14 protein-coding genes are annotated in these 15,293 nt (G+C 63.3%); 4 read left to right on the plus strand and 10 right to left on the minus strand.

Features of this window, described 5'->3' with window-relative positions; genetic code table 11:
- The first annotated feature begins 5 nt into the window (after positions 1–5).
- The 3 genes from CXP40_RS10865 (at position 6) to CXP40_RS10875 (ending at position 1,812) form a co-directional block, all read left to right on the plus strand.
- Positions 6–281: a polyhydroxyalkanoic acid system family protein gene (locus CXP40_RS10865; RefSeq protein WP_013713710.1), complete on the plus strand. Its 276-nt coding sequence runs from the start codon at positions 6–8 to the stop codon at positions 279–281.
- A 192-nt stretch (positions 282–473) separates the two neighbouring features.
- Positions 474–920: a phasin family protein gene (locus tag CXP40_RS10870; protein WP_099522803.1), complete on the plus strand. Its 447-nt coding sequence runs from the start codon at positions 474–476 to the stop codon at positions 918–920.
- 10 nt (positions 921–930) lie between these two features.
- Positions 931–1,812: a phasin family protein gene (locus CXP40_RS10875; protein ID WP_106733715.1), complete on the plus strand. Its 882-nt coding sequence runs from the start codon at positions 931–933 to the stop codon at positions 1,810–1,812.
- A gap of 91 nt (positions 1,813–1,903) precedes the next feature.
- Here the strand turns inward: CXP40_RS10875 and CXP40_RS10880 are convergent, their stop codons facing one another.
- The 10 genes from CXP40_RS10880 to CXP40_RS10925 form a co-directional block, all read right to left on the minus strand.
- A complete protein-coding gene (locus tag CXP40_RS10880) occupies positions 1,904–2,518 on the minus strand; it encodes a TetR/AcrR family transcriptional regulator (protein WP_106733716.1) in 615 nt (204 codons plus the stop codon).
- 67 nt (positions 2,519–2,585) lie between these two features.
- Positions 2,586–4,268, minus strand: coding sequence for a class II poly(R)-hydroxyalkanoic acid synthase (gene phaC, locus CXP40_RS10885; RefSeq protein ID WP_106733717.1), 1,683 nt, complete (start codon positions 4,266–4,268; stop codon positions 2,586–2,588).
- Positions 4,269–4,498: 230 nt separating this feature from the next.
- Positions 4,499–5,356 (minus strand): poly(3-hydroxyalkanoate) depolymerase, encoded by an 858-nt coding sequence (gene phaZ, locus CXP40_RS10890; protein ID WP_017678527.1) that lies wholly within the window; start codon positions 5,354–5,356, stop codon positions 4,499–4,501.
- A gap of 153 nt (positions 5,357–5,509) precedes the next feature.
- Complete coding sequence (gene phaC, locus CXP40_RS10895) at positions 5,510–7,189, minus strand: class II poly(R)-hydroxyalkanoic acid synthase (RefSeq protein ID WP_106733718.1); 1,680 nt, start codon at positions 7,187–7,189, stop codon at positions 5,510–5,512.
- 296 nt (positions 7,190–7,485) lie between these two features.
- Positions 7,486–7,857, minus strand: a complete 372-nt coding sequence (locus CXP40_RS10900; protein ID WP_106733719.1) for a gamma-butyrobetaine hydroxylase-like domain-containing protein — start codon at positions 7,855–7,857, stop codon at positions 7,486–7,488.
- 288 nt (positions 7,858–8,145) lie between these two features.
- Positions 8,146–9,486, minus strand: coding sequence for an HslU--HslV peptidase ATPase subunit (gene hslU / locus CXP40_RS10905; protein ID WP_099522797.1), 1,341 nt, complete (start codon positions 9,484–9,486; stop codon positions 8,146–8,148).
- A gap of 75 nt (positions 9,487–9,561) precedes the next feature.
- On the minus strand, positions 9,562–10,092 hold the full coding sequence (gene hslV, locus CXP40_RS10910; protein WP_004372920.1) for an ATP-dependent protease subunit HslV: 531 nt from the start codon (positions 10,090–10,092) through the stop codon (positions 9,562–9,564).
- 96 nt (positions 10,093–10,188) lie between these two features.
- Positions 10,189–10,857, minus strand: coding sequence for an SPOR domain-containing protein (locus tag CXP40_RS10915; protein ID WP_106733720.1), 669 nt, complete (start codon positions 10,855–10,857; stop codon positions 10,189–10,191).
- The gene (gene argS / locus CXP40_RS10920; protein WP_106733721.1) at positions 10,858–12,597 is read right to left on the minus strand and encodes an arginine--tRNA ligase; all 1,740 of its coding nucleotides are present in this window, start codon (positions 12,595–12,597) and stop codon (positions 10,858–10,860) included.
- Between the two features lie 105 nt (positions 12,598–12,702).
- Positions 12,703–14,922: a primosomal protein N' gene (locus CXP40_RS10925; protein ID WP_106733722.1), complete on the minus strand. Its 2,220-nt coding sequence runs from the start codon at positions 14,920–14,922 to the stop codon at positions 12,703–12,705.
- A gap of 158 nt (positions 14,923–15,080) precedes the next feature.
- On the opposite strand from CXP40_RS10925, the gene rpmE reads away from it, so the two are divergent.
- On the plus strand, positions 15,081–15,293 hold the full coding sequence (gene rpmE, locus CXP40_RS10930) for a 50S ribosomal protein L31 (RefSeq protein WP_003459015.1): 213 nt from the start codon (positions 15,081–15,083) through the stop codon (positions 15,291–15,293).

Raw genomic sequence — 15,293 nt, forward strand, 5'->3', positions numbered from 1 at the left:
TTTCCATGTCCCGTATTCGTGTCGAACGATCCCATTCCCTTGGTCGCGAGGGCGCCCGCGAAAAGGCCGAGCGCCTGGCCGAACGCCTGGCCAGCGAGTACGACGTGCGCTATCGCTGGAACGGCGACACTCTGGAGTTCAAGCGCAGCGGTGCCGACGGCAGCATCGCGGTGGGTGAAGACACTGTGCGTGTCGAGCTCAAGCTCGGTCTGCTGTTATCGCCAATGGGCGGCATGATCCAGCGCGAGATCGAGCAGGTTTTGGATAAGTCGTTGGCCTGAACCTGCAGGCGCGTAGGGTGGATGTCGCTTTTTACATCCACCAGGTTGGTGGGTCGGTGGAGCGTGATCCACCCTGCGGATTGTGGCCTACCGCTGCTACTAGTATGCGATTTCTAATTTTTCTCCTTAGGGTGTACCCAAGCCTGCATTCCGTGGGCGTTTCCGCTAACTGTAAAGCGCGTGAGGTGCACCATGTCGAAAGTATCCGTGAAGAAAAAGGTAGAAACCGTGGTCGAAGACAAAGCCGGTCTGTTCGACGACGTGAAGGGCTATGCCCGCAAGATCTACCTCGCTGGCCTGGGCGCTTACGCCAAGGCGGGTGTCGAGGGGGCTGAATACTTCAAGGAGCTGGTCAAGGCCGGTGAAGGCGTCGAGAGCAAAGGCAAGAAGCTGGTCGACGAGCAGGTAGAAGCCGCCAACAGCCAGATCGAATCGGTCAAGCAGTCGGTCAATTCCAATGTCACCAGCGTTAAAGGCAAAGTCGAAGTTCAACTCGACAAGATCGAGAAGGCTTTCGATACTCGTGTGGCTTCCGCTCTGAACCGTATCGGCATTCCGTCCAAGCAGGATGTTGAAGCACTCTCTGCTAAGCTGGATGAGCTGAGCGCGTTGCTCGAGCATGTCGCGCGTACCAAATAAGGAGATCAGGATGGCTGTTAAGAAGAAAACCGAGAAACAGACCAGCTCCTGGATCGGCGAGGTCGAGAAATACTCGCGTCAGATCTGGTTGGCAGGCTTGGGCGCTTACTCCAAGGTCAGCAAGGACGGCACCAAGCTGTTCGATACGCTGGTCAAAGATGGCGAGAAGGCTGAGAAGCAGGCCAAGAGTGAAGTCGACAAGCAGGTTGGCGCGGTGAAAGCCGGCGTCGGCTCCAAGGTCGGTTCCGCCAAGTCCAAGGTCGATGAAGTCCGGGGCAAGGCGATCGGCAAGTGGGGTGAGCTGGAAGAGGCTTTCGACAAGCGTCTGAACAATGCCATCTCGCGTCTGGGCGTGCCCAGCCGCAACGAGGTCAAGGCATTGAACGACAAGGTCGACAGCCTGACCAAGCAGCTGGAAAAAATTACCGGTGTATCGGCGAAATCGGTGGCCAAGCCAGCAGCCAAGGCTGCGCCTAAGCCTGCCGCGAAAGCAGCCGCCAAACCGGCTCCGAAAGCAGCTGCAAAACCGGCCGCCAAACCTGCTGCCAAAGCTGCAGCCAAGCCAGCTGCCAAACCGGCCACTGCAAAAGCTGCCGCAAAACCCGCGGCAGCGGCCAAGCCAGCAGCCAAACCTGCGGCCAAGCCCGCGGCGAAACCGGCAGCCAAGGCCGCAGCGAAACCCGCTGCCAAGCCTGCAGCAGCGGCCAAGCCCGTAGCCAAGCCTGCGGCCAAACCGGCGGCGGCGAAGAAACCCGCTGCGAAGAAGCCGGCTGCGCCCAAGGCTGCAGCGCCGAAACCGGCTGCACCGGCTCCGGCACCTGCCGCTGCTGCGACCCCGACCGCTGCACCGGCTCCGGCTGCCACTCCGGCAACCCCAGCCACCTCGTCCTGAGTGTCTCAGGATCAAAAACGCCCGGCCTAGTGCCGGGCGTTTTCATTTCCGGCCCAAGGTGTGCGCCAAGCGCAGCAACCGAGGACGCGCGTCAGGCTTCCAGATAACGCTGTGCCAGGTGTTCGACGGTGCCGCGTGACGGCTGGTTCAGGTGCGGCGCGACCAGCATCATGATCTGGTACACCACCAGGCGCACTTCACCCTGCTGGTCGAGGATGCGCTGGTAGTCGAGGGAGAAGAGCAGGGTCAGGGTGATCTGCTCGACCAGTTGGCCGAGAGCCTGAGTGCCGCTGTTCAACTGCCCATCGGCCATCAGGCGGGCGAGCAGGGCGGCCAGGGTGCGTTTCAGCGCGTTCAGCCAATGACGAATGCCTCGTGCCAGCTTCGGCAAACGTCCCGCCAGGTTGGACATATCCTGGAAGAGAAAGCGGTATTGCGACAGGCGCTCGACGATCAGGTGCAGGAACAGCCAGTAGTCCTCGACATCCAGTTGGGCCTCTGCGGGTGGATCGAGTAGCGGCGCCATCTCGCTCTGGAAGCGCTCGAACAGTTCCAGTACCAGCGGCTCCTTGCCATGGAAGTGGTAGTAGAGATTGCCTGGGCTGATGTCCAGCTCGTTGGCGATCTCCAGAGTCGAAACATTGGGCTCGCCCTGCTCATTGAACAGCAGCAGGGCGGTTTGCAGAATGCGTTCGCGGGTTTTCATCCTTGGCTTCTTGTTCGAATGCGCGAGGGCTGACCATAACCGGCCGGCGTGCTGGCGGCCACCGCTTTCAGCGGATATGCACGTAGGTGCCGGGTGCCGCCTCCATGGTCGGATGCTTCTGGCTGCCCAGGGTCATCAGTGTGGCGCGTTGCTCGCCGGAGCGCGCCTGAATCCACTCCAGCCACTGCGGCCACCAGCTGCCCTGCTGATGCTGGGCGTCGTGATACCAGGCGCGCGGGTCTGAGGTGAGCTTGGCGTTCTCGTAGTAGTTGGCCTTGGGGTTGCCCGGCGGGTTGAGAATGCTCTGGATATGGCCGCTGTTGGAGAGGATGAAGCGGCGGTTGCCGCCGAGCAGCAGGGTCGAGCGGTAGACCGCGTCCCAGGGCGTGATGTGATCGTTGATGCCGGCCACGCTGAAGCTGTCGACGTTGACTTTACTGAGGTCCACCGGCGTGCCACACACTTCCAGAGCACCGGGACGGCTGAATGGGTTGTGTTTGAAAAAGTCGATCAGGTCACCATGCAGTGCGGCGGGCAGGCGGGTGTTGTCGTTGTTCCAGTAGAGGATATCGAAGGCCGGAGGCTGCTTGCCGAGCAGGTAGTTGTTGATCCAGTAGTTCCAGATCAGGTCGTTGGGGCGCATCCAGGCGAATACCCTGGCCATGTCGCGACCATCCAGCACGCCTTGCTGGTAGGAGCGGCGCTTGGCCGACTCGAGGGTTTCCTCGTCGGCGAAGAGCATCGCCGGGCTGTCGATCTGACTGTCGAGCAGACTGACCATATAGGTAGCGCTGGCAACCTTGCGTAACTGCCGGCGCGCCTGCAGGTGGCCTTGCAGGGCGGCGATGGTCAGACCACCGGCGCAGGCACCGAGCAGATTGACGTCCTTGCTGCCGGTAATTGCGCGGCAGGCGTCGACGGCCTCCTCGACCGCCTGCACGTAGCTCGACAGGCCCCATTCGCGGTGCCGTGGATCGGGGTTGCGCCAGCTGATCATGAAGGTCTGCAGGCCGTTCTTCAGTGCGTACTGGACGAAGCTCTTGTCGTTGGACAGATCGAATATGTAGTACTTGTTGATCTGCGGCGGCACGATCAGCAGCGGGCGCAGGTACTGCTTTTCGCTCATCGGCTTGTACTGGATCAGCTCCAGCAGCTCGTTGCGAAATACCACCGCGCCGGGGGTGCAGGCCAGGTTACGGCCGACCTCGAAAGCATGCTTGGTCACCTGGCTGGGCATGCCGTCGTTGTGTAGCAGGTCGTCGAGCAGGTGGCGCAAGCCCTTGAATGCACTACTACCGCCGGTATTGAACAGCTCCTTCAGCGCCTGCGGGTTGAGCGGGCTATTGGAGGGCGACAGCGCGTCACTCATCAGCGCGGCGAGAAAGCGCGCGCGGGCGCGATCATCGGCTGACAGATCGCTGTCGTCGATCCATGCCGCCAGTTGCTTCTGCCACGCCAGATAGGCCTGCAGACTGCGGCGATAGAAGGGATTGAGGTGCCAGGTTGGATCGGCGAAACGGGCATCCTGCGGATTGACCTTGTGCAGGGTGTCGCCGAGCAGCACCCGGCCAAGCTGGCCGCCGAAGGCCAGCAGGTGACGACCACTGCGTACCGGGTTCTTCAGGCCTTGGGCGGCCAGCAGGCGCATGGTGGACAACAGATCGCGGCCGCGTACGCCCACTACCGCGCTCTGGGCATTCATGAAACTGGCAGGTGCCGGCAGTGAGGCCGGGTTCGACTTGTCTCGCATGGGGTAACACTCCATCGTCAAACCGCCTGGCAGGTCGTTGAGCACGACCCGCAAGAGACTTTCATGGCGCGGACTGCCTGACGCGCGCCTTGTGCTTGTGCAACCTGTGCAGCAAGCCCTGTACCAGGCGCGCGGGAAGTGCATTCCAGAGCGCCGCGTCGAAAATCGAAGGGGCCGTTATCGGCCCCTTCGTCGCGCATGCCCTACATTGCGCACTAAGCTGGTGCGGGTCAATGCTGGCGCACGGGTGTTGGCTGCGGGTGCATCACCGCGCGGTGCCGTTCCTCTTCGAGAAACTTCATGATGATCGGTGCCACCGCCTCGGCGCGGGTCACCAGGAACAGGTGGCCGTCGTCGATCACGTGCAGTTCGGCGTTGGGAATGCGCCAGGCCAGCAGGCGCATGTTGATCAGTGGGATCAGCGGGTCGTCGTCGCCGGCCATCACCAGCGTCGGTTGGCGGATCTTGTGCAGCCAGTGAATGCTGGTCCAGCCGAGGCCGGCGAACAGCTGCCAGTAGTAGCCCATCTTGCCGCCCGAACGCACCTTGCTGGCATGCGCCATGGCCAGCTTGGGATCGCGGCGGAAGGCGCCGCCGTAGATGTCCGGAGCGATGCGTACGCCGTAGGACGGCTGCACGTAGCGCCGCGGGCTGGCCATGCGCCAAAGCACCTTGGGCTTGCCCGGAACCATCACGGCGCCCGCCGAGGTGGCGGCGAGGATCAGCTTCTTGCAGCGCTCGGGGTAGTCATGGGCGAACTGCTGCGCGAGTGCGCCGCCCCAGGACACGCCGATGGCATTGACCTGACCGTAGTCGAGATAGTCCAGCATGCGCGCCGCCAGCTTGGCCAGACCGGGAAACCGGTAGGGCGTGGCCGGGGTCGATGAGCCACCAACGCCAGGAACGTCGAAGGCGATGATTTCCAACTCTGGGTCCAGGGCGGCGACGAAGGGCATCACCAGCTCCAGGTTGGCGCCGATGCCATTGAAGATCAGCAGCGGCACCAACTGGCTATTGCCCGGCCGCACCGCGGTGCGGATGGTCTGCCCATCGAGGTCGATGGTGCGGAATACGAATGGTTGCGGCATGGGCGCAGCCCCTATGGAGTTAAGCGCTGGAGGCGACGATCCTGGCCGCTTCCAGAATGACCAGGGCAATCCTGGTTCGTCACTCCCGGCCAGGCCGTCGTGACGTGCGGCACTTCCCAGTGCCGCGGGCAGTGTGGCGCCAGAGGCGCCGCATCAACGTTCGTGTACGTAGGTGCCCGGGGCGGCTTCGCCGGCCGGGAATTTCTTGTTGCCCAGTGTGGTGGACGCGTTCTTGGTCTTGCCTGAGCGCTCGGCCAGCCAGGTCTGCCAGTGCAGCCACCAGGAGTCGGCGTGCTTGGTCGAGCTTTCCTGCCAGGCCTTCGGGTCCAGCGGCATCTCGCTGTTGGTCATGTAGCGCGCCTTGGGGTTGCCCGGTGGGTTGAGGATGCTCTGGATGTGGCCACTGTTGGATAGCACGAACTCGCACTTGCCGCCGAACAGGTGAGCCGACTTGTAGCAGGAGTCCCACGGCGTGATGTGGTCGGTGGTGCCGGCGACGACGAAGAAGTCGCAGGTGACCTGCTTGAGGTCGATCGGTGTGCCGCAGACTTCCAGCGCGCCCGGACGGGTCAGCGGGTTGGTCTGGAACATCTCGATGAACTCGCCGTGCAGGGCGGCTGGCAGGCGTGTGGTGTCGTTGTTCCAGTAGAGAATATCGAACACCGGTGGCTCGTTGCCGAGCAGGTAGTTGTTGACCCAGTAGTTCCAGATCAGGTCGTTGGGGCGCATCCAGGCGAACACCTTGGCCATGTCGCTGCCTTCCAGCACGCCGGCCTGGTAGGAACGGCGCTTGGCCGCTTCCAGGGTTTTCTCGTCGGCGAACAGCGCCACCTGGGTGTCGAGTTGAGTATCGAGCACGCTGACCAGCAGGGTCAGGGCGTTGACCTTCTGCTGGCCGAGAGCGGCGTAATGGCCGAGCAGGGAGGCGGTGGTCAGGCCGCCAGAGCAGGCGCCGAGCATGTTGACGTCCTTGCTGCCGGTGATGGCGCAGATGACGTCGATGGCTTCCTTGAGCGCCTCGATGTAGGTGGACAGGCCCCACTCGCGCTGCGCCTTGGTCGGGTTGCGCCAACTGACCACGAAGGTCTGCACCTGGCTGCGCAGGAGGAAACGCGCCAGGCTCTTGTCTGGCGACAGGTCGAAGACGTAGAACTTGTTGATCTGCGGCGGCACCACCAGCAGCGGGCGTTCGTGCACGCTCTCGGTGATCGGCTTGTACTGGATCAGCTCCAGCACGTCATTGCGAAAGACCACGGCGCCGTCGGTGGTGGCCAGGTTCTTGCCGACCTCGAAGGCCTCCATGTTCACCTGGCTGGGCATGCCGCCGTTGTGCACCATGTCCTTGGCCAGGTGCGAGAGACCGTCGAGCAGGCTTTTGCCGCCGGTTTCGAAGAAGCGTTTGACCGCGGCCGGGTTGGCCATGCTGTTGCTTGGTGCCATGGCTTCGGTCATCAGGTTGATCACGAAGTGGCCGCGACTGGCGTCCTGCTCGGACAGCGAGCTGTGCTCAATCCAGTCGTGCAGCTCCTTGCGCCAGGCCAGGTAGGTCTGCAGGTAGCGGCGATACAGCGGGTTTTGGCTCCAGGCCGGGTCGGCGAAGCGGCGGTCGCCGTCTTCAGGCTTGAGCGCTGACTGGCCGAGCATTACGTTCTTCAGTTCGAGGCCGAAATGGGCGACATGCTTGGCGCTGTGGAAGGGTTGCTTGAGTGCCTGGGTGAGCACCATGCGGGCAGATGTCAGGAGATCCTTGCCGCGGATGCCAATCACTGGGTTGAGCCCCAGGGTGTTTTCCGAGGCCTGGCGTTTCAGGTCATCGTTATTCTTATCACTCATCTACGACGCTCCATTGTCCTGAGACGAATACCGGCCTGTGGGGGCGCGCGGCGACACAGGGTCTGGTACTGCTCGGGTTAACCGGGGGCGGATCGAGTCCGCATCTTTCGTTGCATCTGGCACAGCCAAATGCAGGGAACCTGCCAGTTCCTTGGTTACCCGAGTTTTTGAAGTTAAGCAAGCTGGTCAGTGGGGCAGGAGTATGCCGCGATAGATTAGAAAACGCGCTCTAACTGTCGCTAACGTGACTCTATGTGATGGGCGCGAGCGCTCTGCGTCGAGGCTTTTGCAGCCGCTCAGAGCATCAGGCGGACGACCGACTCGCTGGGGTCGCGAGATTTTCCAGCAGCGCTGAGTTCGGCCAGGTAGTCGGTCCACAGCGCGTCCTGGCGTGTGGCCAGTTCGTACAGGTATTCCCAGGTGAACAGGCCGCTGTCGTGGCCATCGTCGAAGCACAGTTTCAGTGCGTAGTTGCCAGCCGGTTCGATGCGCTCGAGACCGACGTTGAGTTTGCCGGTCTGCAGGATCGGCTTGCCATGCCCCTGCACTTCGGCCGAGGGCGAATGCACGCGCAGAAACTCGGCACTGAGCCGATAGCTCTGCTCACCATAACGCAGCTCCAGGGTTTTCGAGGCCTTGTGCAGTTTGATCGCGTTGGGGATGGGCATGGCTGATTTCCGTGATCTTTTTGGGTGCTTGCACTGTCCTGTAGGAGCGGCTGGGCGGCATTACGCTTCAGCCGCGAAGTTCGCGGATAAATCCGCTCCTACAGAATGGCGCCGGTCACCGGCGACAGAATCGTGCGCCTGGATTTACCAGGCTGTTGAAAAACTACCTACGTTGCCATTGCTGCGTTAAAAACAGGCTCAAAATGCTCATTTACAGCTCGTAAACTCCGCTTTTTCGCCTGTTTTTGCCTTGCACTGGCTGCCTCGCCTACGTTTTTCAACGGCCTGTTACAGGATATAGCGCGACAGGTCTTCGTCCTGCGCCAGCTCGCCGAGGTGGCCGTTGACGTAGGTTGCGTCGATGCGAATCGGTTCGCCGTTCTGCTGGCCAGCCAGATCACCGGCACTGAAGGAGACTTCCTCCAGCAGGCGTTCGAGCAGGGTGTGCAGGCGGCGGGCACCAATGTTCTCGGTCTTCTCGTTGACCTGCCAGGCGATTTCGGCGAGACGCTTGATGCCGTCTTCGGCGAATTCGATGCTCAAACCCTCGGTCTGCAGCAGCGCACTGTACTGTTCGGTAAGCGAAGCGTGCGGCTCGCTGAGGATGCGCTCGAAGTCCTGCGGGCTCAGCGCCTTGAGCTCGACGCGAATCGGCAGACGACCCTGCAGCTCGGGCACCAGGTCGCTCGGCTTGCTCAGGTGGAAAGCGCCCGAGGCGATGAACAGGATATGGTCGGTCTTGACCATGCCCAGCTTGGTGTTGACCGTGCAGCCCTCGATCAGCGGCAGCAGGTCGCGCTGCACACCCTCGCGAGAAACATCGGCGCCGCCGGTGTTGCCGCGCTTGGCCACCTTGTCGATCTCGTCGATGAAGACGATGCCGTGCTGCTCGACCGCTTCCAGTGCGCGGGCCTTGAGTTCTTCCTCGTTGACCAGGCGCGCGGCTTCCTCGTCGCGCACCAGCTTGAGGGCATCGGCGACCTTGAGCTTGCGGCTCTTCTTCTTGCCCTTGCCCATGCTGGAGAACAGGTTCTGCAGCTGGTTGGTCATCTCCTCCATGCCCGGCGGGGTCATGATCTCGACGCCCATGGGTGAGTCGGCCACTTCGATATCGATTTCCTTGTCGTTCAACTGACCTTCGCGCAGGCGCTTGCGGAACAGCTGACGGGTATTGGAATCCTCGCTGCGCGCAGGCTCATCACCGAAACCCTGGCGTGCAGGTGGCAGCAGCGCGTCGAGGATGCGCTCTTCGGCGGCATCTTCGGCACGGTGACGGACCTTGGTGATCTCCTGTTCGCGCAGCATCTTCACGGCGGCATCGGCCAGGTCGCGGATGATCGACTCGACGTCGCGGCCGACGTAGCCGACCTCGGTGAACTTGGTCGCCTCGACCTTGAGGAACGGCGCGTTGGCCAGCTTGGCCAGGCGACGGGCGATCTCGGTCTTGCCGACACCGGTCGGGCCGATCATCAGGATGTTCTTCGGCGTCACTTCCTGGCGCAGTTCGGCCGGCAGCTGCATGCGCCGCCAGCGGTTGCGCAGGGCGATGGCGACGGCGCGTTTGGCGTCGTCCTGGCCGATGATGTGGCGGTTGAGTTCGTGGACGATCTCGCGGGGCGTCATGGACATGGAATCTGGCTCGCTATCGGGAAACTGTGAGCGCCTGTTCGTCGGCATCGGGAACAGGTTCTGAGGCAGTGGACGCTACTCGGCAGCGTCCAGTTCCTCGATGGTCTGATGATGGTTGGTGAACACGCAGATGTCGCCGGCGATGCCCAAGGCGGTTTGCGCCACTTCCAAGGCAGACAAGTCGGTCTTCATCAGCAAGGCGCGCGCGGCAGCCTGAGCGAAGTTGCCGCCGGAGCCCATGGCGATCAGGCCTTCCTCGGGTTCGACCACGTCGCCGTTGCCGGTGATGATCAGGGAGGCATCCTTGTTGGCGACGGCCAGCATGGCCTCCAGGCGGCTCAGGCTGCGGTCGGTACGCCAGTCCTTGGCCAGCTCGACGGCGGCGCGTACCAGGTGGCCTTGATGTTTCTCGAGCTGGCCTTCGAAGCGCTCGAACAGGGTAAAAGCATCGGCAGTGGCACCGGCGAAGCCGGCCAGCACCTGGCCGTGGTAGAGGCGGCGTACCTTCTTGGCATTGCCCTTCATGACGGTGTTGCCGAGGGAAACCTGGCCGTCGCCAGCCATCACGACCTTGCCGTGGCGGCGCACTGAAACGATGGTGGTCAAGGGTGAATCTCCACGCTGCGGGGCGAACTTGCCCTGATGGAAACTCAGATGGGGTGCCCGCCGCAGATTTTCAACCGGCGGCGGATCAAACGGCGATCAGCGGACCTGGCGCTGCTGTAACAGCAGATTGCTGTAGCCGTTGCCAGCGAGGGTCTTCTGCGCGGCCGCGAGTTGCTCGCGACTGGCGAAGGGGCCGACCAGGACACGGTGCCAGGTCTCGTCGCGCACCTTGCCAGTTTCCACGCGTACGTTCTGGCCGAGCAGGATGATCTGCGCACGCACGGTATCGGCATCGTCACGCTTGCGGAACGAGCCTGCCTGGAGGAAGAACTGCGTGGTGACGGGCGCGCTGGCCAGTACCGGCGGCGCAGGCGGCGGCACCTGGCCGTTGAGCGCAGCTTCGGCGCGAGCGGTGTCGATCTTCGCAGCCTCTTCCGGGGTGACCGGTTTCTGTTCGGGCACGGGGGGCGGCGTTTCTTCCAGTGCCTGCGGCAGGATCACTTCCGACTCCGGCAGCAGGGTGTAGAAATCGTACTTGGGTCTGGACGGCTCGGGTTGCGTCGGCTCCGGTTTGGTACTGCGGACCTGCTCGCCCTTGTCGCGCTTGATCTCGTCACGGCCCGGTTCGAGGCTGAACAGGAACATGAAGAAACCACCGACCACCAGGCCGCAGGCCAGCCAGATCCATCCTGGTACGGGCTTTTTCGCCGGGGCTTGGTAGCGACTGGCGCCACGTTTCGGTGCCGGTTTCTTGCGCGCTGCCATTTACATCCGCTCCAGGGTTTCCAGGCCGAGCAGCTCCAGGCCCTGCTTGAGAGTGCGGCCGGTGAGGGCGGCCAGACGCAGACGGCTGTCGCGGGTGGCTTCGTCCTCGGCACTCAGGATCGGGCAATTCTCATAGAAGCTGGAGAACAGACCTGCGAGGTCATACAGGTAGGCACAAAGGATATGCGGCGTGCCCTTGTCGGCGACGTTGGCGAGCAGCTCGTTGAATTGTGCCAGCTTGGCGGCCAGGGCTTGCTCCTGATCGGCAACCAGGGTGATTTGCCCGCCGATCTCGTCCACGCCCTTGCCCAGCTTGCGGAACACACCAGCCACGCGGGTGTAGGCGTACAGCAGGTAGGGTGCGGTATTGCCCTCGAAGCTCAGCATCAGGTCGAAGTTGAAGCTGTAGTCGCTGGTGCGGTGCTTGGACAGGTCGGCGTATTTCACCGAGGCGATGCCGACCACGCGTGCAATTTTGCGCAGTTCGTCTTCGCCGAGGTCCGGGTTCTTGTCCTTGACCAGGCTGTAGGCGCGCTGTTCGGCTTCGTCGAGCAGTTGCACCAGTTTCACGGTGCCGCCGTCGCGGGTCTTGAACGGGCGACCGTCTGGACCGTTCATGGTGCCGAAGCCCATGTGTTCCATTTCCATGCTGGCCGGGACGAAGCCTGCCAGGCGCGCGCAGGCGAAGACCATCTGGAAGTGCAGGGCCTGGCGCTGGTCGACGAAGTACAGCACGCGGTCGGCCTTGAGCGTGCCGGCGCGGTAGCGGGTGGCGGCCAGGTCGGTGGTGGCATACAGGTAGCCGCCGCCGGCCTTCTGTACGATCAGCGGTAGCGGGTTGCCTTCGGCATTCTTGAACTCGTCCATGAATACGCACTGCGCGCCGTTGTCTTCGGTCAGTAGACCCTTGGCGGCCAACTCGGCAACCACTTTCGGCAGGTCGTCGTTGTAGGCGCTCTCGCCTTTGACGTCGGCCATGCTCAGCTTGACCCCGAGGCGGTCGTATAGCGCCTGGCAGTGCGACAGAGAGATGTCGTTGAAGCGGTGCCACAGGCGCAGGCACTCGGCGTCGCCGGCCTGCAACTGGACCACCAGCTCGCGGGCGCGGTCGGCGAACTCGCTGGAGTCGTCGAAGCGTTTCTTGGCGGCGCGGTAGAAACCTTCCAGGTCGGCCAGCTCGCTTTCGGCGGCCGCCGGGTTTTCCTGCATGTAGGCCAGCAGCATGCCGAACTGGGTGCCCCAGTCGCCGACGTGGTTCTGGCGAATCACGCTGTCACCGAGGAACTCCAGCACGCGCGCCACACCGTCACCGATGATGGTCGAGCGCAGGTGGCCAACGTGCATTTCCTTGGCCAGGTTGGGCGCAGACAGGTCGACTACCACGCGCTGCGCTGCGCCGTTCTTGCGTACGCCGAGCTTGGCATCGGCCAGCGCTGCTTCCAGGCGCTGGGCCAGGGCATCGCTGTTCTGGAAGAAGTTGAGAAAGCCCGGGCCGGCGATTTCCACCTTGGTGACTTGTTCGTCGGCCGGCAGGGCAGCGATCAGCTTCTCGGCCAGGTCGCGCGGCTTCATGCCGGCCGGTTTGGCCAGCATCATGGCGATGTTGCTGGCGAAGTCGCCGTGGCTCTTGTCCTTGGTGTTCTCCACCTGGATGGCCGGCGTCAGGCCCGCAGGCAGCACGCCTTCGGCGGTCAGGCGGTCGAGGGCTTGCTGGATCAGGTGGCGAATGCTGTCTTTCATGTTCGGCTCGGGTTGCCTTGGGGCTTTGGTCGAAAACTGCGCATTATAAGAGCAGCGGCAAGCTGCAAGCCACAAGCAGGCATCACCCTGTTACAGCGCGTCGCCTCAGAACAGATCGATCGGGTCTACGTCCAGCGACCAGCGTACCGCACGGCCGCTGGGCATTTGCTCAAGCGCGTGCAGCCAATGGTTTAGCAGGCGGTGTAGCGGTGCGCGAGCGTTGCCCTGCACCAGCAGTTGCGCACGGAAGCGCCCGGCGCGGCGCTCCATCGGCGCGGGCACCGGGCCGAGCAGTTCGATGCCGGTCAATCCCAGTTCACCCAGCAAATGCTCCGCCTCACCGCAGGCCTCATCGAGAAAACCTTCTGCCTGGCCGGGCTTGTGCGCTTCGGCGCGCAGCAACGCCAGGTGGCAGAACGGTGGCAGACCGGCACTGCGCCGTTCGCTCAGCGCCTGTTCGGCGAAGGCGAAGTAGCCCTGCTCGGTCAGTTGCACCAGCAGCGGGTGGTCGGCCAGGTGGCTCTGGATGATCACCTTGCCCGGCTCCTCGGCACGCCCAGCACGGCCAGCGACCTGCACGATCAGCTGCGCCATGCGCTCGCTGGCGCGAAAATCCGCCGAGAACAGGCCGCCGTCGGCATCGAGAATCGATACCAGCGTCACCCTCGGGAAATGGTGACCCTTGGCGAGCATCTGCGTGCCGACCAGAATGCACGGCTCGCCCTTGTTGATGGTGGCGAACAGGCGATCCATGGCGCCCTTGCGCGAGGTGCTGTCGCGGTCGATGCGCAGCACCGGGTAGTCGGGGAAGAGCACTGCCAGGCGTTCTTCGGCCCGCTCGGTGCCTGCGCCGACCGGACGCAGGTCGACGTGCTGGCATTTCGGGCAGTTGCTCGGCTGCCGCTCGACGTGGCCGCAGTGATGACAGCGCAGTTCCTGATAGCGCTGGTGCACGGTCATCCGTGCATCGCAACGCGGGCACTCGGATAGCCAGCCGCAATCGTGGCAGAGCAGGGTCGGGGCGAAACCGCGGCGGTTGAGAAACACCAGCACCTGCTGACCCGCTGCCAGGGTCTGGGCGATGGCCTGTTGCATTGGGCCGGAGATGCCCGAGTCCAGCGGCCGGCTTTTCACATCCAGGCGCAGGAAGCGCGGCTGGCTGGCACCGCCGGCGCGCTGGGTCAGCTTGAGCAGAGCGTAACGGCCGCTGTAGGCGTTGTGCAGGCTTTCCAGTGAGGGCGTGGCGGAACCGAGCACGATCGGCACGTCTTCCTGGCGGGCTCGTACCAGAGCCAGGTCGCGGGCGTGGTAGCGCAGGCCTTCCTGCTGTTTATAAGAGGCGTCGTGTTCTTCGTCGACGATGATCAGTCCAGGGTTCTTCATTGGCGTGAACAGTGCCGAGCGGGTGCCGATGATGATGTCGGCCTCACCATCGCGCGCCGCCAACCAGGCGTCCAGACGCTCGCGGTCGTTCACTGCCGAATGCAGAAGGGCGATGCGTGCGTTGAAGCGGCGGGCGAAGCGGTCGAAGGTTTGCGGGCCTAGGTTGATCTCGGGGATCAGCACCAGCGCCTGCTTGCCGGCCTCCAGGCATTGGTGGATCAGCTGGAGGTAGACCTCGGTCTTGCCGCTGCCGGTGACGCCCGCGAGCAGGAAGGCATTGAACTGATCCCAGCCCGACGCCACTGCGTTGACGGCGGCGCGTTGTTCGGCGTTCAGTGGCAGTTCCGGTTGCGCCAGCCAGTGCGCGGGCTTGGCATGCGGCTGGGTGCGGCGCACCTCGACCCGCACCAGTCCCTTTTCATGCAGCAGCTGCAGGCTGTCGCGATTGAGTTGCAGTTGGCTGAGCAGGCTGTGGGCCACGCCATGAGGGTGTTGCGCCAGCGCCTTGAGCGCGTCGCGTTGGCGTGGCGCGCGGGCAAGGCGTGGGTCGTCGACGCTGGCGCCTTTGCTGGCCAGCCAGTAACGCTCCTGGCGGGTTTCGGCTGGCTCGCCCTGACGCAGCAGTACCGGCAACGCCCAGCTCAGGGTGTCGCCGAGGCTGTGCTGGTAGTACTGCGCTGTCCACAGGCACAGCTTGAACAGCGACGCCGGTAGCGGTGGGCGGGTGTCGAGCAGCTCCAGGGCGGGCTTGAGCTTGTCCGTCGGGACCTCGCTCTGGCTGTCGACCTCAACCAGCACGCCGATCATCTCGCGCCGGCCGAAGGGCACGCGCAGGCGTACGCCTGGCTGCAAGGCACTGCGCGACAGGCCGACGGGGGCGAGGTAGTCGAACAGGCGGCGCAGCGGCGAGGGCAGGGCAAGGCGCAGGATCAGGTCGGGCAAGCCAGTAGCTCCTTTGACAGGCCGGCGATCTTAGCACGCGACGACCGGCGCCTTGCGCGGCTTGCATCGACTCACGCGTCTGGTAAGATGCGCGGCCTATTTCTGTGCGGTGCCTGACATTGGTCGGGTGGCGGCACGACTACCCTGAGGAAAGCACGATGAAAGCCGATATCCATCCGAACTACGTCGAAATCGACGCTACCTGCTCCTGCGGTAACGTGATCAAGACCCGCTCCACCCTGGGCAAGAACCTGAGCCTCGACGTTTGTTCCGAGTGCCACCCGTTCTACACCGGTAAGCAGAAAGTGCTGGACACCGGCGGCCGTATCGATCGCTTCAAGCAGCGCTTCGGCGTATTCGGCGCCAAGTAA

The sequence above is a fragment of the Pseudomonas sp. YY-1 genome, from assembly GCF_002843095.1.
Lineage (GTDB): Bacteria > Pseudomonadota > Gammaproteobacteria > Pseudomonadales > Pseudomonadaceae > Aquipseudomonas > Aquipseudomonas sediminis_A.